At 55.5% G+C, this 21,275-nt stretch carries 20 protein-coding genes; 7 read left to right on the top strand and 13 right to left on the bottom strand.

Going from position 1 to position 21,275, the window contains the following annotated elements; genetic code table 11:
• Positions 1 to 191: 191 nt before the first annotated feature.
• Positions 192 to 2,576, top strand: coding sequence for a beta-N-acetylhexosaminidase (locus JBO43_RS08165; RefSeq protein WP_202674094.1), 2,385 nt, complete (start codon positions 192 to 194; stop codon positions 2,574 to 2,576).
• Between the two features lie 207 nt (positions 2,577 to 2,783).
• Here the strand turns inward: JBO43_RS08165 and JBO43_RS08160 are convergent, their stop codons facing one another.
• The 10 genes from JBO43_RS08160 to arcA form a co-directional block, all read right to left on the bottom strand.
• Positions 2,784 to 3,215 (bottom strand): hypothetical protein, encoded by a 432-nt coding sequence (locus tag JBO43_RS08160; RefSeq protein WP_202674093.1) that lies wholly within the window; start codon positions 3,213 to 3,215, stop codon positions 2,784 to 2,786.
• A 251-nt stretch (positions 3,216 to 3,466) separates the two neighbouring features.
• Positions 3,467 to 3,853 (bottom strand): 2-iminobutanoate/2-iminopropanoate deaminase, encoded by a 387-nt coding sequence (gene ridA / locus JBO43_RS08155; protein WP_202674092.1) that lies wholly within the window; start codon positions 3,851 to 3,853, stop codon positions 3,467 to 3,469.
• A gap of 197 nt (positions 3,854 to 4,050) precedes the next feature.
• Positions 4,051 to 4,512 carry an aspartate carbamoyltransferase regulatory subunit gene (gene pyrI / locus JBO43_RS08150; RefSeq protein WP_095280560.1) on the bottom strand — a complete coding sequence of 154 codons (462 nt, stop codon included), beginning with the start codon at positions 4,510 to 4,512 and terminating at the stop codon, positions 4,051 to 4,053.
• 12 nt (positions 4,513 to 4,524) lie between these two features.
• Positions 4,525 to 5,457 (bottom strand): aspartate carbamoyltransferase, encoded by a 933-nt coding sequence (gene pyrB, locus JBO43_RS08145; protein WP_095280561.1) that lies wholly within the window; start codon positions 5,455 to 5,457, stop codon positions 4,525 to 4,527.
• A gap of 34 nt (positions 5,458 to 5,491) precedes the next feature.
• Complete coding sequence (locus JBO43_RS08140) at positions 5,492 to 5,596, bottom strand: pyrBI operon leader peptide (protein ID WP_095280562.1); 105 nt, start codon at positions 5,594 to 5,596, stop codon at positions 5,492 to 5,494.
• Positions 5,597 to 5,696: 100 nt separating this feature from the next.
• Entirely contained in the window at positions 5,697 to 6,176 is a 480-nt protein-coding gene (locus JBO43_RS08130; RefSeq protein ID WP_095280563.1) for an arginine repressor, read from the bottom strand.
• 106 nt (positions 6,177 to 6,282) lie between these two features.
• Positions 6,283 to 7,686, bottom strand: coding sequence for a YfcC family protein (locus JBO43_RS08125; RefSeq protein WP_095280564.1), 1,404 nt, complete (start codon positions 7,684 to 7,686; stop codon positions 6,283 to 6,285).
• A 47-nt stretch (positions 7,687 to 7,733) separates the two neighbouring features.
• Entirely contained in the window at positions 7,734 to 8,738 is a 1,005-nt protein-coding gene (argF, locus tag JBO43_RS08120) for an ornithine carbamoyltransferase (RefSeq protein ID WP_202674091.1), read from the bottom strand.
• 122 nt (positions 8,739 to 8,860) lie between these two features.
• Positions 8,861 to 9,772 carry a carbamate kinase gene (gene arcC, locus JBO43_RS08115; protein ID WP_095280566.1) on the bottom strand — a complete coding sequence of 304 codons (912 nt, stop codon included), beginning with the start codon at positions 9,770 to 9,772 and terminating at the stop codon, positions 8,861 to 8,863.
• Between the two features lie 10 nt (positions 9,773 to 9,782).
• Positions 9,783 to 11,003, bottom strand: coding sequence for an arginine deiminase (gene arcA, locus JBO43_RS08110; protein WP_095280567.1), 1,221 nt, complete (start codon positions 11,001 to 11,003; stop codon positions 9,783 to 9,785).
• A gap of 675 nt (positions 11,004 to 11,678) precedes the next feature.
• Between arcA and JBO43_RS08105 the strand changes: the two genes are divergently transcribed.
• The 5 genes from JBO43_RS08105 (at position 11,679) to JBO43_RS08085 (ending at position 18,577) form a co-directional block, all read left to right on the top strand.
• Positions 11,679 to 12,131 (top strand): YhcH/YjgK/YiaL family protein, encoded by a 453-nt coding sequence (locus JBO43_RS08105; RefSeq protein WP_103948334.1) that lies wholly within the window; start codon positions 11,679 to 11,681, stop codon positions 12,129 to 12,131.
• 199 nt (positions 12,132 to 12,330) lie between these two features.
• Positions 12,331 to 13,239, top strand: a complete 909-nt coding sequence (locus JBO43_RS08100; protein ID WP_202674090.1) for a dihydrodipicolinate synthase family protein — start codon at positions 12,331 to 12,333, stop codon at positions 13,237 to 13,239.
• A gap of 14 nt (positions 13,240 to 13,253) precedes the next feature.
• Positions 13,254 to 15,221, top strand: a complete 1,968-nt coding sequence (locus JBO43_RS08095) for a YjhG/YagF family D-xylonate dehydratase (RefSeq protein ID WP_202674089.1) — start codon at positions 13,254 to 13,256, stop codon at positions 15,219 to 15,221.
• A gap of 341 nt (positions 15,222 to 15,562) precedes the next feature.
• A complete protein-coding gene (locus JBO43_RS08090; protein ID WP_202674130.1) occupies positions 15,563 to 16,945 on the top strand; it encodes a glycoside-pentoside-hexuronide (GPH):cation symporter in 1,383 nt (460 codons plus the stop codon).
• Positions 16,946 to 16,957: 12 nt separating this feature from the next.
• On the top strand, positions 16,958 to 18,577 hold the full coding sequence (locus tag JBO43_RS08085) for a glycoside hydrolase family 43 protein (protein WP_202674088.1): 1,620 nt from the start codon (positions 16,958 to 16,960) through the stop codon (positions 18,575 to 18,577).
• A 4-nt stretch (positions 18,578 to 18,581) separates the two neighbouring features.
• On the opposite strand, the gene JBO43_RS08080 is transcribed toward JBO43_RS08085, so the two are convergent.
• The 3 genes from JBO43_RS08080 to argL form a co-directional block, all read right to left on the bottom strand.
• The gene (locus JBO43_RS08080; protein ID WP_103949924.1) at positions 18,582 to 19,340 is read right to left on the bottom strand and encodes an IclR family transcriptional regulator; all 759 of its coding nucleotides are present in this window, start codon (positions 19,338 to 19,340) and stop codon (positions 18,582 to 18,584) included.
• 332 nt (positions 19,341 to 19,672) lie between these two features.
• Entirely contained in the window at positions 19,673 to 20,680 is a 1,008-nt protein-coding gene (gene argF, locus JBO43_RS08075) for an ornithine carbamoyltransferase (protein WP_103948339.1), read from the bottom strand.
• A complete protein-coding gene (gene argL / locus JBO43_RS22940; RefSeq protein WP_233210430.1) occupies positions 20,650 to 20,745 on the bottom strand; it encodes a putative translational regulatory protein ArgL in 96 nt (31 codons plus the stop codon). The genes argF (JBO43_RS08075) and argL overlap by 31 nt, the downstream gene beginning before the upstream one ends.
• Before the next feature lie 99 nt (positions 20,746 to 20,844).
• Between argL and rraB the strand changes: the two genes are divergently transcribed.
• Positions 20,845 to 21,270, top strand: a complete 426-nt coding sequence (gene rraB / locus JBO43_RS08070) for a ribonuclease E inhibitor RraB (RefSeq protein WP_095280574.1) — start codon at positions 20,845 to 20,847, stop codon at positions 21,268 to 21,270.
• The last annotated feature ends 5 nt before the right edge of the window (positions 21,271 to 21,275 follow it).

The raw sequence follows: 21,275 nt of genomic DNA, 5'->3' as shown, positions 1-21,275 counted from the left end.
CTCCCGTGGGAGAGGGTCGGGGTGAGGGCATCAGGCCGCACAACCCTAAACCGCCACCCAACAAAATAGCCTTTCTCCCAAATTCCCCAACCTGTGATCCCCGTCATGCGCTGTGCTTGACGACAATTTGTACGCATGTTAACAAAATGTTTTGTCTGTTTTTGGCCCGTCAAATTCTGATAAGGAACATTATGTTACGTCTTAGCCTCATCACCGCCGGGCTGTTGCTCGGCACCTCTGCGCTGGCGGCTCCCGCAGGCGATCTGCCGTTAATGCCGTGGCCCGCGCACGTTGAACGTCCCGCAAAGCAGGGCGCACTGATCCTCAGCGATAACATCTCCGTCAGCGTTAGCGGTGACGATCTGGGTGATGCCGCAAACCGTTTGCGCCAGCGAATCGCGCAGCAAACCGGCTGGACGTTACAACCCCAGGCCGACAAACCCGAAAAGCCGACCATTACGATTTCTATCGCCAAAAAAGTGAAGCCGCAGCCATTGCCGGACAGCGATGAAAGCTACACACTCACCGTGGATGCCAACGGCGTGAACATCACCGCCAACACGCGCTTCGGTGCGCTGCGCGGGATGGAAACCCTGCTCCAGCTGATTCAAAACGGTGCTGAAAACACCTCGATTCCGTGGGTGTCGATTGACGACTCACCGCGCTTCCCGTGGCGCGGGCTACTGCTCGATTCGGCGCGCCATTTCGTCCCGCTGGAGGATATCAAACGCCAGATCGATGGCATGGCGGCGGCGAAGCTCAACGTCCTGCACTGGCATCTGACGGACGATCAGGGCTGGCGGTTTACCTCGAAGCGCTACCCTAAACTGACGCAGCTCGCCAGCGACGGGCTATTCTACACGCCAGAGCAGATGCGCGACGTGGTGCGCTACGCCACCGCGCGTGGTATTCGCGTGGTGCCGGAGATCGACATGCCGGGTCACGCGTCGGCGATTGCCGTGGCCTATCCGGAGCTGATGAGCGCGCCGGGACCCTATGAGATGGAGCGCCACTGGGGCGTGTTAAAACCGGTTCTTGATCCGACCAAAGACGCGACCTACACCTTCGCCGACGCGATGGTCAGCGAACTGGCGGCGATCTTCCCTGATCCTTACCTGCACATCGGCGGGGATGAAGTTGACGATACCCAGTGGAAAAGCAACTCCGCCATCCAGCAGTTTATGCGCGACAACAAACTCGCCGACAGCCATGCGCTGCAGGCGTATTTCAACCGCAAACTGGAAACCATTCTTGAGAAACACCACCGGCAGATGGTCGGCTGGGACGAGATCTATCATCCGGACCTGCCGAAAAGCATTCTGATTCAGTCCTGGCAAGGGCAGGACGCCCTCGGTGAAGTGGCGAAGCACGGTTACAAAGGCATTCTCTCCACCGGATTTTACCTCGACCAGCCGCAGTCCACGGCCTATCACTACCGCAACGAGATCGTGCCTCAGGGTTTAAACGGCTTGGACATCATTGCCGATTCCGACAGCGCCCAGAGCTGGACTTTCACCATGCCGCGCCTGAAAGGCAAACCGGTGGAGGGCAGTTTCACCCTGGTGAAAGGGGTTTCCGGCTGGCGTGGATTTATCGATTTCAGCGGCAAATCCCGTCGCGCGGTGGACAACATCGAATGGCGTGACGACAACCAGGTGAGCTTCACCGTCGACACCTGGATGGGCGAAACGCGCCCGGTGGTGAATGTGTCGGACGACAAACTCACCGGCTATTTCCTGGTGGGCAACGCCCGCTACCCGATTACTGGCGCGCGTCTCAATGAGGTGCCGGAAGGTATACCGCCGACGGTGCCGGATGCCGATCAGCAGGCTAATCTGCTCGGCGGCGAAGCGGCGCTGTGGGCGGAAAACGTGATTGCCCCGGTTCTGGATATCAAACTCTGGCCGCGTGCGTTTGCGGTGGCGGAGTGTCTGTGGTCGGCGCAGGATGTGAACGATATCGACAACATGTACACCCGTTTGCAGGCGATGGACAGCTGGACGACGGTGTCGGTCGGGCTTCAACAGCACAGCCAGCAGCAGGCGCAGTTCACCCGTCTGGCGAATAACGCCGATACGGTGCCGCTGCAGATCCTCGCTCAGGCCGTGGAGCCCGCGCAGTACTACACCCGTCAGCACCTGAAATTCCAGGCCGGGAATTATCATCAGTTTGAGCCGCTAAACCGCTACGCCGACGCACTGACCGCCGAGAGCGCCACGGTCCGTCAGATGGATAAGTGGGTCGAGCGGCTAATCAGCGACGCAGAAGATACGGAAAGCGCGGAAGCGCTGCGCCATGTCTTTACCCGCTGGCAGAACAACACCAGCGATGCGCTGGCGCTGAGTGAGAGCAACTATCAGCTGAAAGCCATCAAACCGGTGATCCAGGAGGTGGACAAACTGGCGTCGATTGGCCTGCGTCTGACGGATCTGGTGGCGCGTCAGGGGACGCTGGATGATAAGGAGATCGCCTCGATTCAGAGCGAGCTGGATAACGCGGCGAAGATTCAGGATGAGGTGGTGATTGCGGCGGTTTATCCGCTGGAGAAGTTGCTTAGGGCGACGCGGAATCAATAGGGAGCTGTGAGTGATTTGCCGGGTGGCGCTACGCTTACCAGGCCTACAAAGAATGAGTAATATCAATGGTTTTGTAGGCATGTGCAAACGAAGTGCCGCCAGGCGATTATCAAGGACAACATTTTCCCAGCGGTATGGGCTTGTCCTGTAGATGTACTTTGTGACAGGACTTGCACTGAGGGAGGTTCTTTATATCACTACCGATTTTTAAAAGGCTGTCGCATTTATGGACATATCCACATTCCCACCAAATCCTATGCGGTAAGTTTTTTTATCATTTTCTTTAAGAGTTATGCCGACTTCTTTTAGACCTGCGACACAAATGCTTGTCTGTTTTGCACTTAAAACATGTTCCCCGGGTCGAGCATAGAATATCACTTTCTCCCGTGTGTCTAATTCCGCTATCGCTTTACCGTCAAGATAAACAACAATGTTGCATCCGCTGCCAGTAAAGCCAGAGTCACGCTTCACGATCAGGGTTGCATCGCCTGGATTTTTAGTTTGTGCAAATTTTGAAATGATACGCTCAGCAGGTACATTTTTAGCATCATCAGTGCTGACCGCAGTTGTAGCACAGCCGTTTAACAGAAGGATGCTGACCAAAAGGTAGGCTTCCCAACTGAACATGTTAAAGCGCATACAATACCCCATTAATAATAGTTAAACGCAGAAGCTGTACTTCAAAAATATGTTTGAGAACAAGGTGCATATATTCCCGTCCATTACGTACGGCCAATCATACTCTTGTGGATAAAAAAACAGTGCTTTGAAGATGGGGTAAATTGGGGAAATGCGAAGGCGCTTCAGAGAAAAATGCAGGGGAATGAAAACGTTGCAGGGAAGGGGAAACACCAGAAACAGCCCCCTCCGCAGCGGAGAGGGCAAACAGATTAGCGACGAACCGCAATCGCCTCAATCTCAATCTTCACGTCTTTCGGCAGACGCGCTACTTCCACACAAGAACGCGCCGGGAAGGTCGCTTCGTGCTCGTTGAAGAACGCTTCGTAAGTGGCGTTAACGGTCGCGAAATCATTCAGATCTTTCACGAACACGGTCGTTTTCACGATATCGCCCACTTTCAGGCCCGCAGATTCAACGATCGCTTTCACGTTTTCCAGTGACTGACGCGCCTGCGCCGCCACATCGTCTGGCACTTCGCCGGTTTTCGGGTTCACCGGGATCTGGCCAGAAGTTATAATCATGCTGCCCAGGTCAACGCCCTGAACGTAAGGACCGATAGCCGCTGGTGCATTTTCCGTCGCAAGTACTTTGCTCATGTTTTCTCCAGGATAACAGCGTTAAAAAGTTCCCGGCCATTATACACATCATCCTTCACGCCGCCTCTTCGTTGGCTGCGTCCTCATACCCCGGTCACATAGTTTCCTATGCTCCCGGGGATATTCGGACTTGCCGCCTCGATGCGACGCGAATGATTTCGTGTAACCGGAGTCCAGGAATTCATTACCAACCTCAATTAGTTGGCCAGCACCACATAATGAGAAAACTCTTTTTCGCAGTATTTGCATTTGAGTGCGATGTCATTCGCCCGTTTTTTCACTGCAAAACTGGACGAAACCGGCTCAGCATGACTGATGCAGTTGCTGTTCGGGCAGACCAGTACGTGCTCAATGCGTTCCGGTAAGTTCGGGCGCGATTTGCCCACCACTTCGTAATCGTCGATGCGATTCACCGTCGCGTCCGGGGCGTACAGGGACAGCTGGTTAACCTGCTCGTCGGTCAGGAAGGTGTTCTCGATTTTGATCAGGTCTTTGCGGCCCATCTCGCCGGACGGCAGGTTCAGGCCGATGGTGATGCGCTGGTCGGTTTCGGTCAGCTTGAACAGCGTCAGCAGCTTAAAGCCCACCATCGCCGGGATATGGTCAATCACGGTGCCACGTTTGATGGCTTCAACCTGGAGTTTATTATCATGTGTCATTGTCATTTCCCCTTACAGAGCGAATTCGCGATTCAGAACCAGTGCCAGTAACGCCTGGCGAGCGAAGATGCCGTTCCCGGCCTGCTGGAAGTACCAGGCGTGCGGCGTTTTGTCGACGTCGGTGGCGATTTCGTCGATGCGCGGCAGCGGGTGCAGCACTTTCATGTTCGTACGCGCACCTTCAAGGTCACTGGCGCGCAGGATGAACTGGGCTTTGACGTTGGCGTACTCGGACGGGTCCAGACGCTCTTTCTGCACGCGGGTCATGTACAGAATATCCACTTCACCCATCACCTCTTCGATGCTGGCGTGCTGGCTCCACTGGATGCCTTTTTCGTCGAGCATATCGAGAATGTACTGCGGCATCGCCAGCGCGGCCGGGGCGATAAAGTAGAAGCGGTTGCCGTTAAATTTCGCCAGCGCCTGGGCCAGTGAGTGGACGGTGCGGCCATATTTCAGGTCCCCGACCATCGCGATGTGCAGGTTTTCCAGGCGGCCCTGAGTCTCCTGGATGGTGAACAGATCCAGCAGGGTTTGCGTCGGATGCTGGTTCGCACCATCACCGGCGTTCAGCACTGGAATGCCGCCGGAGAACTCGGTCGCCAGACGCGCGGCGCCTTCCTGCGGGTGGCGCATTACAATCGCGTCCACGTAGGTGCTGATGACGGAGATAGTGTCCGCCAGCGTCTCGCCTTTTTTGCCGAGCGATGTGTTGCTGCCGTCGGAGAAACCGACCACGCTCGCGCCGAGGCGGTGCATGGACGTCTCGAACGACAGACGGGTGCGGGTGGAGGCTTCAAAGAAGCAGCTCGCGATCACTTTGTGCTTGAGCAGCTCGGGCTGCGGGTTGGCCTTCAGTTTTGCCGCGGTATCGAGAACCAGTTCCAGCTCTTCGCGGCTGAGGTCATTGATGGAAATGATGTGTTTTTGATAAAGCGGATTCATGTTTATCTCCTGACGCCGGGCAAAAAAAAGCCCCTCAAATGAGGGGCTCTGGGAATAGGGTTATCAACGGGAAGAAAAAAGGCAGGCCAGCGTCTGTTTTCAGACGCGGTATGACTGTATGTCGTACACGCTTGACCATGACTTCCTCCCGGCAAATTGTCGGGCATTATACTCAGCTCGATGTTCTGATCAAGCGATTAATGCACACTTTACTCAGTGCAAACGGTTCTATTTGAATATTAATGCGTTCTGAGTAAATAATTAATTTGCTTGTGAACCAGCGCCGTGCGCTTCACCACGCGGGGCGCGACCCAGACAATACTGCTTCCGGCCACCACACCTAAAATCTCCGGTAACTGGTGATAATCCAGAATTCGCGCCACGGCGCGGCCATATCCGGCGACGGTATGGATAAGGATAAATTCGCTGTTGTGCTCCACGCTGACCACCATTTCGGAGATCGAACGGGCCGCGTCGGGGGCGGGGCGTAACTGCGGATTCATCGAATAAATCTTTTGTCCTTTGGCATTTCGAATTTTTATGACACCCAGCAATTTCAGCAGCCGGGAGACGCTTGACTGGCTGATGCTATCAAACCCGCGTTCCTGCAGGTCTCGGCGGATCTCTTCCTGGGAAAGGTAGCTGTTCTCGCTAATCAGGCTCTGGCATACCGCGAGCTGAAGTTGTTCTTTTGGGGAGTATTCTCCATATTCCATCATCTGGTTCCCATCTCTGTTGCCAACAAAAAATTCCCGGTGGCGCTGCGCTTACCGGGCCTACAAAAAGATTACCGTAGGCCGGATAAGCGCAGCGCCATCCGGCAAATCAGATAAGCGCACCCAGGCTTAACGTCGCCATAATCAGCACCGTCAAAATCCCCAGCAGCGGGGCGACCCACTTGAGATAACGCACGTACGGCACGCGCGCGATCGCCAGTCCCCCCATCACCACGGCGGACGTCGGGGTGACCAGATTGACAATTCCGGAAGCTGACTGGTACGCCGTCACGACCAGGTCGCGGTTGACGTTAGCGAAATCGGCGAGCGGTGCCATGATCGGCATCGTCAGAACGGCAAGCCCGGAGGAAGAAGGCACCAGAAATGACAGCACCACTTCGAGCCAGTACATCACGTTAATGAACGCCACCGTCGACAATCCTGTGACCATGTCTTCCGCACTGTGCAAAATCGTGTGCGTAATCATGCCCTTATCCATGATGACTACGATACCGCGCGCAATCCCAATAATCAGCGCGACGCCCAGCAAATCCCGCGCCCCGTTGATAAATGTTGAGGTCAGCTCTTCTTCGCTCATGCGGGCAATCAGCCCGACGATTATCGCGCTGGCGAGAAACACCGCAGAAATCTCCGCCATCCACCAGCCGAGCACTGCCACGCCGTAGATCATCACCGCGAAGGCGAGGGCGAAAATCACCAGAATCACTTTGCGCACCGGGGTAAATTCCAGCGACTGTTCGCCCTTATCACCGAGGAAATGCGCGCGGTTCTCTGCCTCTTTGTCGGCGACGATCGACAGAGACGGATCCTGGCGCACCTTGCGGGCGTAGCGCATGACCCACCACACGCAGATCACCCAGCCGATCGCCAGCAGCGCCACGCGGAGCATGATTCCGTTGGTGAACGGGATCCCGGCGGCGTTGGCGGCGATCACCGTGGCGAACGGGTTAATGGTCGATCCGAGCGTGCCGATCCCCGCCCCGAGCAGCACGGTAGACGCGGCGACCACCGGATCAAAACGGGCGGCGAGCATCACCGGGACGAGCAGCGTGTAGAACGGCAGCGACTCTTCGGCCATACCGTAGATGGTCCCGCCCGCGGCGAACAGTGCCATCAGGATCGGGATCATCCACTCTTCGCGGCCCCGCAGGCGGGTGGTGACGCGTTCGATCCCGGCGTCAATCGCCCCGGTTTTGGTGACGATCCCCAGAAAGCCACCGATGATCAGAATAAACAGCGCGACGTCGATCGCGCCCGCCTGCCCCGATTCCGGATCGTACAGTCCGGCAATAGGGGCCATCAGCACCGAGACGATCCCCTGCGGATGCGCGGCGACGTGTGCGTAAGTTCCGGCAATGGGCACTTCTTTGCCGAGCGTGGCGTTCATCGCCATCTGGTATTGCCCGGCTGGAACAATCCAGCTCAGGGCGGCGACCACGGCGATCAGGAAAAAGAGAATGGTGTAAGCGGAAGGAAATTTGAACTTGCCCATGATGTTCTCCATGCCCCGGCGCAGCCTGTGGCCGCGCCGGGCGGTGATTAGTCGCCGAGTGTCGCCACCATGACCGCTTTAATGGTGTGCATGCGGTTTTCTGCTTCGTCGAAGACGATAGAGTTCGGGGATTCGAAGACCTCTTCCGTCACTTCCAGCCCTTTCAGGCCGTATGCCATTTCGATTTCGCGGCCCACTTTGGTGTGTTCGTTGTGGAACGCCGGCAGGCAGTGCATGAATTTCACGTTCGGATTGCCGGTGGCTTTCATGACGTCGCAGTTGATTTGGTACGGTTTCATCAGGCTGACGCGCTCGGCCCAGGCTTCTTTCGGTTCGCCCATCGACACCCAGACGTCGGTGTAGAGGAAATCAGTGCCGTGGACGCCTTCATTCACGTCGTCAGTCAGAGTGATGCGCGCCCCGGTCTCTTTGGCGATGGCGCGGCACTGCTCGACCAGTCCGGCTTCTGGCCAGAAGGACTTCGGGGCCACCAGGCGGATATCCATGCCCATTTTCGCCGCGCCGACCATCAGCGAGTTGCCCATGTTGTTTCGCGCGTCGCCCAGATAGGCGAAGCTCAGCTCCGGCAGGGTTTTGCCCGGCGCGTGTTCGAGCATGGTCATCAGGTCGGCGAGGATTTGCGTTGGGTGGAATTCGTTGGTCAGGCCGTTCCAGACCGGCACGCCCGCGAACTCACCCAGCTCTTCGACGATCTCCTGGCCGTAGCCGCGATACTCGATGCCGTCGTACATGCGGCCCAGCACGCGGGCGGTGTCTTTCATTGACTCTTTATGGCCAATCTGCGATCCGCTTGGGCCGAGGTACGTCACCTGCGCGCCCTGGTCGAACGCGCCTACTTCAAAAGCGCAGCGCGTGCGGGTGGAGGTTTTTTCGAAGATCAGGGCGATGTTTTTGCCGACTAAAGTTTGTTTTTCGCGCCCGGCTTTTTTGGCGGCTTTCAGGTCGATGGCGAGATCGATCAGGTACTGGATTTCTGCCGGGGTGTAGTCCAGCAGTTTGAGGAAGTTGCGGTTTTTCAGGTTGATGGTCATGTGGTGATCCTTTTTAAATTTGAGCTGTCTGGTGCCCTCACCCCGGCCCTCTCCCACAGGGAGAGGGGGTATAAGTTCCCTCTCCCCTTGGGAGAGGGTTAGGGTGAGGGGAAAAATACGAATCAATTGCGAATCAACGTCCCTTTATCCCCGGCCAGAATCGCGGCACCGTCGGCCAGTGCGCCAATCCCGGCGATGCCGTTGCACGCCTCGACAAATTCACGGCAGGCGCTCACTTTCGGGCCCATCGAACCGGCGTCAAAGTGCATGGTTTTGAGCACATCCGGCGAAACTTGCGCCAGCGGGCGTTGGGTCGGCGTGCCCCAGTCGAGATACACCGCGTCGGCGTCAGTGAGGATCAGCAGCGCATCGGCTTCAATCTGGCGGGCCAGCAGGGCGGCGGAGAGATCTTTGTCGATCACCGCTTCAATGCCGTGGTAGCCACTGGCGTTTTCCACCACCGGGACACCGCCGCCGCCGTTGCAAATCACCAGATGATCGCGGGCGATAAGGGCGGTGATGGCGTCGCTCTCGACGATGCGTTTCGGCTGTGGCGAAGGCACCACGCGGCGGAAGTAGCTGCCGTCGGCTTTAAACACCCAGCCTTTTTCTGTCTGCAGGGTTTTGGCTTGTTCCTCGCTATAAACCGGGCCGATGTATTTGGTCGGGTTGCGAAACGCGGGGTCAGCGGCGTCCACTTCGACCTGGGTCAACAGGACGCTCACCTCGCGCTGCGGCAGGTTGTTTTTCAGCGCTTGCTGGAGCATGTAGCCGATCATCCCCTGGCTTTCGGCGCCGAGAATGTCCAGCGGGTAGGGCGTGACTTTGTCGTAGGCACTGTTTTGCAACGCCAGCAGCCCGACCTGCGGGCCGTTGCCGTGGACCAGCACCACGCGCCACTGGGCGGTGAGTCCGGCGATCGTGCGGGCGGCCAGCTCAATGTTCTGCCGCTGAATATCCGCTTCCAGCGGCTCGCCGCGTTTGAGCAGCGCATTGCCGCCTAGCGCCACGACCAGAGTGGGTTTTCTTTCCATGATGGCTCCTTTAAATTCCGTCTCGTTCGAGCGGGCAGCTCATGCAGCGTGCGCCGCCGCGACCGCGTCCCAGCTCATCGCCCGGAATCGGCAGCACGGTGATCCCGGCCTTGTCGTATTTCTCGTTGGTCCAGATGTTGCGCTCGTAGCCGATGACCACGCCGGGGCGGATAGTCAGCACGTTGTTGGCGTCATTCCACTGTTCGCGCTCGGCTTCGAAGGCGTCACCGCCGGTGGTGATAAGCCGTACCTGATTAATGCCCAACGCTTTTTCAATCGCATGGAGCAGATCGGTTTCCTGGGTGCGCAGCAGACCGCCGCGTCCGTCCGGGGTGAGCGTCCAGCACTGGGCGTCTTTACGCACCACTTCCGGGTAGACGGAGAAGGTGTCGACGTCGATGTGGGTCATGACGGTATCGAGGTGCATACAGGAGCGGTGTTTCGGCAGTTCAACGGCGATCACACGTTCAGCCTGGCGATGCTGGAACAGGCTTTGCGCGAGGAATTCAACGCCCTGCGGCGTGGTGCGTTCGGACATGCCAATTAATACCGCGCCGCGACCAATGACTAATACATCACCGCCTTCTAAGGTGGCGTGGTCGTAATTAATATTCTCGTCGCCGAAGTATTTAATAAAATCGCCGTCGGCAAAGGCCGGATGCCATCGATATATTGCCCGCAGATTATTGGTTTCGCGCTGACGCGCTGGTTTCGCCATCGGATTAATGGATACGCCGTTATAGATCCAGCATGACGTGTCGCGGGTAAATAAATGGTTTGGCAGCGGCTTCATAATAAAATCATTCGCCGTATGGGTATCGACCACCATATTTTTAATAAATGCGGGAATTTCCCCGTAGGTCAAACCGCCGCTCAGACGGCGTGCCAGTTCGCGGTGCGGCATATCCGCCAGCCAGCCGCGTACGTCGTTGGCAAAGGTTGGGCCGAGGCGATAATCAGAGATTTGTGTTTCCAGAAGCCAGGCTTTAGCGTCTGCAATATCAAGCGTTTGGGTAATCAAATCGGTTAACAGCAGGACTTCCACACCCTGCTCACGCAGCGTGTTTGCGAAGATGTCATGCTCTTCACCTGCCCGCTCAACCGATAACACGTCATCGAATAACAGCTCCTGGCAGTTAGACGGCGTTAAACGTTTCAGACTTAAATTCGGGCGATGCAGCATAACGCTACGCAATTGACCAATTTCAGAACCGACGTAATGCTTTTCCATAATTATTCCTTTAACTGTTTTTTCAGAATAAAGAGGGCTGTGCTATGAATAGTTATTAATTCATAGCCCTTTAAGCTCAATTGATTTCACGGCCAATAGTAGGCGGTTGGAAATTGTATTTTGTGATATTGCTCACGCGGGATTGGATATTATCAGGTTTGTTTTCTATTGCATGACTCGCATCAGATAAACCTTATTTAGTCATTATTGAGTAATGAATGGCTAAGCATTTATTACTGAGGTTATTTGGGGTTGTTATTGTTTTGTAGATTTTCACAATTAGACATAAATAACTAACTATATGATTTATAGCTATAAATATTTTTATCTGGAATGAATATGCATAAATCTGCGTTAACTATTTTTTCCATAAGGTAAATTAATAAATAACTATCCAGAAAATTTGAAATTAAACGGATTGATAAAGTGTGACCCGGCAAGGCGTTTTTTACTTACGTCAGGGTATTCAGAAGGTTATCTTCTTTGGAAATCACGAACTGACCGATGTTATGCATAATCACTGCATAGTTGCCTGGCATGACTTAACAGGCGATTAACACATTTTCCGATAAACATGCGCTGGAGCAAAGAGGGTGCAGAAAGGTCTGGTATGGCAGTCAAAATTCTCGTATAAAAGTTGAAATTGAAACATTGTTTTATATTGAGGGTTTACTCATGATCGTTGGCAATATTCATCACTTACAGTCCTGGCTGCCGGAAGAGTTGCGCCTGGCTATCGAACACGTCAAAGCGCACGTTACCGACGCAACTCCGCTCGGCAAGCATGATATCGACGGTAACAACCTGTTTTTTCTGGTCTCAGAAGACATGACCCAGCCATTCGCTGAGCGCCGCGCGGAGTATCACGCCCGCTATCTGGACATCCAGATCGTGATGAAAGGCCAGGAAGGGATGACATTCAGCACCCTGCCGCACGGCACGCCGGACACCGACTGGCTCGCGGATAAAGACATCGCGTTCCTGCCAGAAGGCGAGCAGGAAAAAACCGTGGTGTTAAGTGAAGGGGATTTTGTGGTGTTCTATCCTGGCGAAGTGCATAAACCGTTGTGTGCGGTGGGCAGCCCGGCGCAGGTGCGTAAAGTGGTTGTGAAGATGCTGGTGGGCTAATGTCTCTCGCCCGGTAACGCCTCGCGTACCGGGCTACAACTTTTCTGCTTCGTTTCATCATTTCGTGATCCAGTCTAAAAAATCGCCCCTTACTGATTTTTCCCGGTTTACCTCTCCGCGCGTCGCGGCATAGTATGAGAGTTAAATTAATGAACGCTGTTCTATAATGTAGAACAAAGTGTATCAGTAAGGAGATCTCATGCAGCAGACCGTGCAGTTCTCGGGGATTATTCCGCCTGTCTCAACTATTTTCACCGCCGACGGACAACTTGATAAACAGGGTACCGCTGCGCTTATCGACGACATGATTAACGCGGGCGTCGACGGACTTTTCTTTTTAGGCAGCGGAGGCGAGTTCTCCCAGCTCAGCGCCGAAGAGCGCAAAGCGATCGCCGAATTTGCTATTGATCATGTGGATCGTCGGGTGCCGGTTTTGATTGGCACCGGCGGTACTAACGCCAGGGAAACCATTGATCTAAGCCAGCACGCACAGCACGCCGGTGCAGATGGCATCGTCGTCATTAATCCTTATTACTGGAAAGTGTCTGAGCAAAACCTGATCCGCTATTTCCAGCAGGTGGCGGACAGCGTCACGCTCCCGGTGATCCTCTATAACTTCCCGGCGCTGACCGGCCAGGATTTGACGCCCGCACTGGTCAAAACGCTGGCCGATTCACGCGGTAATATCGTGGGTATCAAAGACACGATCGACTCCGTTGCCCATCTGCGCAGCATGATCCTGACCGTGAAAGCGGCGCATCCGCACTTTACCGTGCTGTGTGGGTATGACGATCATCTGTTTAACACGTTGCTGTTAGGCGGGGACGGGGCGATCTCCGCCAGCGGCAACTTTGCGCCGCAAGTTTCGGTGAAGCTGTTGCAGGCTTTCCGCGATGGCGATCTGGCGCAGGCCGCCAACTATCACCAGACGATGTTGCAAATCCCGCAGATGTATCAGCTCGATACGCCGTTTGTGAACGTGATTAAAGAGGCGATTGTGTTGTGTGGACGGCCAGTTTCGACCCATGTGTTGCCGCCAGCAAGCCCACTGGATGATGCGCGAAAGGCGCAGTTAAAATCACTGCTGCAACAGCTTAAGCTCTGCTGAACCGGACGGATAAGATGGCGATAGAGACGATTTTTACCCCGCAAGATGACGCGTTTTATTCGGTCATTACCCACGCCGCCGGGCCGCAGGGCGCGCTGCCGCTGACACCGCAAATGCTGATGGAGTCGCCGAGCGGCAACCTGTTCGGCATGACGCAGAACGCCGGTATGGGCTGGGACGCCAATAAACTCACCGGTAAAGAGGTGCTGATTATTGGTACGCAGGGGGGAATCCGCGCGGGCGATGGTCGCCCGATTGCGCTGGGATATCATACCGGACACTGGGAAATCGGCCTGCAAATGCAGGCGGCGGCAAAAGAGATCACCCGCAACGGCGGCATTCCGTTCGCGGCGTTTGTCAGCGATCCTTGTGACGGCCGCTCGCAGGGCACACACGGGATGTTCGATTCTTTGCCGTATCGCAACGATGCCGCCATTGTCTTCCGTCGGCTTATCCGTTCGCTGCCCACGCGGCGCGCGGTAATTGGCGTCGCCACCTGTGACAAAGGGTTGCCTGCGACCATGATTGCGCTGGCTGCCATGCACCATCTGCCGACCATTCTGGTGCCTGGCGGTGCGACATTGCCGCCAACCTTTGGCGAAGATGCTGGCAAGGTACAAACCATTGGCGCGCGTTACGCCAACCATGAACTTTCACTGCAGGAAGCTGCTGAACTGGGCTGTCGCGCCTGCGCTTCGCCGGGCGGCGGCTGTCAATTTTTAGGCACCGCCGGAACCTCTCAGGTGGTGGCCGAAGCACTCGGAATGGCGCTGCCGCACTCGGCGCTGGCACCTTCCGGACAAGATGTATGGCTGGAGATTTCCCGCCAGTCGGCGCGTGCGGTCGCACAGCTGGACGATCGCGGTATTACCACGCGCGATATTCTGACTGACAAAGCCATTGAAAACGCAATGGTTATCCACGCAGCGTTTGGTGGCTCAACGAATTTGTTGCTGCACATTCCCGCTATTGCCCATGCGGCAGGTTGTACTATTCCGGATGTCGATCACTGGACGCGTATCAACCGCAAAGTCCCGCGACTGGTGAGCGTATTGCCGAACGGGCCGGATTATCATCCGACGGTGCGCGCGTTCCTCGCGGGCGGCGTGCCGGAAGTGATGCTCCATTTGCGCGATCTTGGCCTGTTGCATCTGGATGCCATGACGGTGACGGGCCAGACGGTGGGGGAAAACCTCGACTGGTGGCAGGCGTCGGAGCGGCGAGAACGTTTCCGCCAGTGTTTGCGCGAGCAGGATGGCGTCGATCCTGATGACGTGATCCTCCCGCCAGAACGTGCCAAAGCCCGTGGGCTGACCTCAACGGTGGCCTTCCCGGTGGGAAATATTGCGCCGGAAGGATCGGTTATCAAAGCGACGGCTATCGATCCGTCGGTGGTGGGCGAGGACGGTGTGTATCGGCACACGGGCCGGGCGCGCGTGTTTGTCTCCGAAGCGCGGGCGATCAAAGCCATCAAAAACGGCGAAATTGAACGCGGCGATATTATGGTGGTCATCGGCGGTGGCCCGTCTGGCACCGGGATGGAAGAGACCTATCAGCTGACTTCAGCGTTAAAGCATGTCTCCTGGGGAAAGACGGTGTCACTCATCACCGACGCGCGTTTTTCCGGCGTGTCGACCGGTGCCTGTTTTGGTCACGTGGCGCCAGAAGCTCTGGCCGGTGGGCCGATTGGCAAACTGCGCGATAACGACATTATCGAGATCGAGGTGGACCGGCTTTCCTTAACGGGTAGGGTGAATTTCATCGGCACCGCGCAACAGCCGCTCACGCCGGAAGAAGGCGCTGTGGAACTGGCACGCCGTTCACCACACCCGGAACTGCATGCGCATGATTTCCTGCCGGACGATACACGGCTGTGGGCCGCTTTACAGTCTGTTAGCGGCGGTACCTGGAAAGGCTGTATTTATGATACCGATAAAATTATTGAGGTTATTAACGCCGGTAAAAAAGCGCTCGGTATTTAAATAAATAATAAACAACACTGTCTGCGATATTATTTCGTGGGCAGTGTTGTTGTGCTTGTTATATTAATAGTGATAACTTCGTAACTCATTAAAAATAAAAGCCAAAACTATTTTTCAAAATCCCAATATATAACGATGCTTATCACAAAAGCGAAATATCATAATTCACAAATAAGATATGACCATTGCCGGTTATTCGATCGTTTCCTTACACTCTATTAACACCAAATAGTCAAATCAGCACACGAAAAAAGGGTGTATTCCTGACGATGCACCAGGTATTGCTTTTGCCTGGTACAGGACCCTGACGTTTGCACTTTTTCACTTCTGCGTTGGGGGTAATAATGCAATTAACCATGAAAGATAAAATTGGCTACGGGCTGGGTGATACCGCCTGCGGCTTCGTCTGGCAGGCCACCATGTTCCTGCTGGCCTATTTTTATACCGATGTGTTTGGCTTATCGGCGGGCATTATGGGGACGCTGTTTTTAGTGTCTCGTATTCTTGATGCCGTGACCGATCCGCTGATGGGGCTGCTGGTCGACCGCACCCGTACCCGCCACGGTCAGTTCCGCCCGTTCCTGCTGTGGGGCGCGATCCCGTTTGGTATCGTCTGCATGCTGACGTTCTACACGCCAGATTTTTCCGCCAACGGTAAAATCATCTACGCCTGCGTGACTTACATTTTGCTGACGCTGGTCTACACCTTCGTCAATGTGCCTTATTGCGCGATGCCTGGCGTCATCACCGCCGATCCGAAAGAGCGTCATGCGCTCCAGTCGTGGCGCTTTTTCCTGGCTGCCGCGGGATCGCTGGCAATCAGTGGGATTGCCCTGCCGCTGGTGGGGATCATCGGCAAAGGGAATGAGCAGCTGGGCTATTTTGGCGCGATGTGCGTGCTGGGGCTGAGCGGCGTGGTGCTGCTGTATGTTTGCTTCTTTACCACCAAAGAACGCTACACCTTTGAGGTGCAGCCGGGTTCATCAGTATCGAAAGATCTGAAGCTGCTGTGGGGTAACAGCCAGTGGCGGATCATGTGTGCGTTCAAAATGATGGCGACCTGTTCCAACGTGGTGCGCGGCGGGGCAACGCTCTATTTTGTGAAATACGTTATGGACCATCCGGAGATGGCGACGCAGTTCTTACTCTACGGCAGCATCGCCACTATGTTTGGTTCGCTCTGTTCGTCCAGACTGTTGGGCCGCTTTGACCGCGTGAAGTCGTTCAAGTGGATTATCGTGGCGTACTCCCTGATCAGCCTGCTGATTTTCATCACCCCGGTGGCGTATATCGGCCTGATCTTCGCCCTGAATATCCTGTTCCTGTTTGTCTTTAACACCACCACGCCGCTGCAATGGCTGATGGCGTCTGACGTTGTCGATTACGAAGAAAGCCGCAGCGGCCGTCGTCTGGACGGACTGGTGTTCTCTACCTATCTGTTCAGCCTGAAAATCGGCCTGGCCATTGGTGGCGCGGTGGTCGGCTGGATCCTTGCGTACGTCAATTACTCCGCCAGCAGCAGCGTGCAGCCGATCGAAGTGCTAACCACCATCAAAATCCTGTTCTGCGTGGTGCCGGTGGTGCTCTACATCGGCATGTTCACCATGCTCTCGCTTTACAAACTCAGCGATGACCGCGTTCAGGCCATCAGCCAGCAACTGCTGAAACACCGTGCGGCGCAGGGCGAGGATCTTCCCGCGGCGGCGACGGCGGCATCCCATTAAGAAGGAGGCTTTATGTACACCATTACTAACCCGATTCTGAGCGGATTCAATCCGGACCCGTCACTGTGTCGCCAGGGCGAGGATTACTACATCGCCACGTCTACCTTTGAGTGGTTCCCCGGCGTGAGGATTTATCACTCCCGCGATTTGAAAAACTGGTCGCTGGTCAGCACGCCGTTGGATCGCGTGTCGATGCTGGATATGAAAGGTAATCCTGATTCCGGCGGCATCTGGGCGCCGTGTCTGAGCTATGCCGACGGGCAGTTCTGGCTGCTGTATACGGACGTGAAAATCGTCGATTCGCCGTGGAAAAATGGTAAGAATTTCCTGGTGACTGCGCCCTCCATCGAAGGGCCGTGGAGCGAGCCGATCCCGATGGGCAACGGTGGGTTTGATCCATCGATGTTCCACGATGACGATGGGCGCAAATACTACATTTATCGTCCGTGGGGCCCACGCCATCACAGCAATCCGCACAATACCATCGTGATGCAGGAGTATTTCCCGCAGACGCAGCAATTATCGCCAGAGCGCAAAACCCTCTTTACCGGTACACCGCTGTGTTACACGGAAGGCGCGCACATTTATCGCAAAGACGGCTGGTATTACCTGATGGTGGCGGAGGGGGGCACCAGCTATGAGCATGCGGTAGTGGTACTGCGGGCGAAAACGCTCGACGGCCCGTATGAACTGCACCCGGACGTGACGATGATGACCAGCTGGCATCTGCCGGAAAATCCGCTGCAAAAGAGCGGGCACGGCTCGCTGCTGGAGACGCACACCGGTGAATGGTACATGGCGTATCTCACCAGCCGACCGCAGCGTTTGTCGGGCGTGCCGTTGCTGGCGTCTGGCGGACGAGGCTATTGCTCACTGGGACGTGAAACGGGGATTGCGCGTATCACCTGGCGCGACGGCTGGCCGTACGTGGAAGGCGGCAAACACGCGCAGGTCAGCGTGCCTGGACCGAAGATGACAGAGAGCCAGACCGTGCCGGCTGCGAACTGGCGCGATGATTTTGATACCTCAACGCTTAACCCGGAACTGCAAACCCTGCGCATTCCGTTTGATGATTCTCTCGGATCGCTAACCGCACGTACGGGCTTTTTACGTCTGTACGGCAATGATTCCTTAAACTCGACCTTTACCCAGTCCACCGTGGCACGGCGCTGGCAGCACTTTGCGTTTCGCGCCGAGACGCGCATGGAGTTTGCCCCGCGACATTTCCAGCAGAGCGCGGGCCTGACCTGCTACTACAACAGCAAAAACTGGAGCTACGTTTTTGTTGATTACGAGGAAGGGAAGGGCAGAACGATCAAAGTGTTGCAGCTTGATCACAACGTCCCGTCGTGGCCGTTGCACGAGCAGCCGATCCCGGTGCCGGACGACGCGCAGAGCGTGTGGCTGCGTGTTGACGTCGAGCATTTAGTGTATCGCTACAGCTATTCGTTTGACGGCGAGCAGTGGCATACCGTGCCTGTCACCTATGAGGCGTGGAAACTGTCGGATGATTATATCGGCGGTCGCGGGTTCTTTACGGGGGCATTTGTCGGGCTGCACTGCGAAGACATCAGTGGCGACGGCTGCTACGCAGATTTTGACTACTTCAGCTATACGCCCGCCACGGCGTAACCCCTCAGGCCGGGTAGCCCAGCGCTCTTGAGAGCTGCAGCCCGGCTTCTTCCAGCATCCCCCGGAAACGGGCGAACTCGTCGTCGTCCACGCGTGAGGTTAAGGTCGACAGGCTGAGGGCCGCAATCACACGGGATTCGTGATTCCACACCGGGACCGATACGCAACGCACGCCCTGTTCGTTCTCTTCGCTGTCCAGGGCGTAACCCTGCGCACGCGTTTGCGCCAGCGCGGCCAGCAGCGCCTCGCGTGAGGTTATCGTTGCGGGCGTGAAAGAGGTGTACTGATAATCTTCAAGCAGAGCGTTGAGGTCAGCATCGCTAAGCCAGGCGATCAACACTTTGCCGATCGCGGTCGCATGGACGGGCAACCGACGGCCAATCCGTGAATAGGCAATCGCTGCCAGCTTGCCTTCAATCTTCTCGATATACACGCCTTCGCGCCCATCGAGAATACCCAGATGCGTGGTCTGCCCGGTGCGCTGCGACAGATCCGTCAGCCAGCCCTTCGCCTTCTGGCGAATATCCATCGAGCTCACCACAAAATGGCCGCGCTCGACGAGCTTCATGCCGAGGCGATATTTACCGTTTTCCGGGTTCTGATCGATATAACCGTGGAGCTGGAGCGTTTTGAGCAGCGAGTGGAGCGTGCTTTTGCTCAGACCCATCTGTTTACTGATGTCAGTGATCTTCAGCTCCGTCGCCTGTTCGTTAAACAGATCGAGGATATGCAGGGCACGTTCAACAGACTGAATAATAGGCATAATTAAGGACCGTCCACGCTGGGGTTCAGGTGAAAAAGTACCTTTTTTTCGCTGAAAAATCAATCGAATGAAGGTAAAAGCAAAACGACAACCAGAGTTGTCTTTTTTGATGTTTATTCCCTCTCCCCGTGGGAGAGGGTCAGGGTGAGGTCGAGGTAAAAGCAAAACGACAACCAGAGTTGTCGTTTTTGATGTTTATTCCCTCTCCCCGTGGGAGAGGGTCTGGGTGAGGTCGAGGTAAAAGCAAAACGATAACCAGAGTTGTCGTTTTTGATGTTTGTTCCCTCTCCCCGTGGGAGAGGGTCAGGGTGAGGGCACCAGACCGCAGAGGACTAAGGCTGCCCCAGCGTTGCCACCATCACCGCCTTAATCGTATGCATCCGGTTTTCCGCCTGGTCAAACACGATGCTCGCGTCTGACTCGAACACTTTGTCAGTCACTTCCATCCCGCCGTGCAAATCAAATTCTTTCGCCATCTGCTTGCCGAGCGTGGTGTGATCGTCGTGGAACGCGGGCAGACAATGCAGGAACTTCACGTTCGGGTTGCCGGTCTGCGCCATCATTTCACAATTCACCTGATAGCTGCGCAGCAGCTCAATCCGCTCCGCCCACTTCTCTTTCGGCTCGCCCATCGACACCCAGACGTCGGTATAGATGAAGTCCGCGCCTTTCACACCGGCGATCACGTCTTCCGTCAGGGTAATCTTACCGCCATTCTGCAACGCCAGCGCGCTGCACTCTGCGACCAGGCTCTCTTCCGGCCAGCAGGCTTTTGGCGCGACCAGACGCAAATCAAGGCCGACCAGCGCCGCCGCTTCGAGCATCGAGTTACCCATGTTGTTGCGCGCATCGCCCGCATACACCAGCGTCATCTGATTAAAGGCTTTCCCCGGCAGATGCTCCTGCATGGTCAGAAGATCTGCCAGCAGCTGGGTCGGGTGGAATTCGTTGGTCAGCCCGTTCCACACCGGCACGCCCGCATATTCCGCCAGGGTTTCGACCACTTCCTGACCGTGGCCGCGATACTGAATTCCGTCGTACATCCGCCCGAGCACGCGGGCGGTATCCTTAATTGACTCTTTATGCCCAATCTGACTGCCGCTTGGCCCGAGATAAGTGACGCGTGCGCCCTGGTCAAATGCGGCAACTTCGAAAGAGCATCGTGTACGAGTTGAGTCTTTTTCGAAGATGAGCGCGATGTTTTTGCCAGTAAGCTTCTGTACTTCTTTGTTATTTTTTTTATCAGCTTTCAGCTGCGCGGCAAGCGACAGCAGAGAATGCAGTTGTGCAGGGCTAAAATCGAGCAATTTCAGGAAGTGCTTTTTATACAGTTCAGACATTTTATCCTCACATGGCAAAGGCCACTTATTGAATTAAAATTCACTTTATATGTATGAATATTCATTTGCAACCCTGTTTCACAAATCTTTCTTACATTAGGTGGAGGCAAACACGTCCGTGTGTGAAAATAGAAGTATCTGCCGAACTTAAAGAGGAACGAGCCATGGCAAACCCAGAACTGCTGGAAGAGCAACGCGAAGAGACGCGCCTGATCATTGAAGAGCTGCTGGAAGACGGCAGCGATCCGGACGCGCTGTACACCATCGAGCACCATTTCTCTGCAGATGACTTTGCGTCGCTGGAGAAACTGGCGGTAGAAGCGTTCAAAATGGGTTACGAAGTGACCGAGCCGGAAGAGCTGGAAGTGGAAGAGGGCGAAACCGTCATCTGCTGCGATATCCTGAGCGAAGGCGCGCTGAACGCGGAGCTTATCGACAAGCAGGTTGAGCAGCTGATGGATCTGGCCGAGAAGTTTGAAGTGGAATACGACGGCTGGGGAACCTACTACGAAGATCCAAACGGCGAAGACGGCGATGACGAAGACGATGAAGATTTCGTCGACGAAGATGACGACGGCGTGCGCCACTAAGTGTT

Origin of the sequence: Lelliottia jeotgali (assembly GCF_016771845.1) — a bacterium.
In the GTDB taxonomy this organism is placed as follows: Bacteria; Pseudomonadota; Gammaproteobacteria; order Enterobacterales; family Enterobacteriaceae; genus Enterobacter; species Enterobacter jeotgali.
The sequence above is the reverse complement of the archived record's forward strand: the minus strand, read 5'-3'. Positions and strand labels throughout refer to the sequence as shown.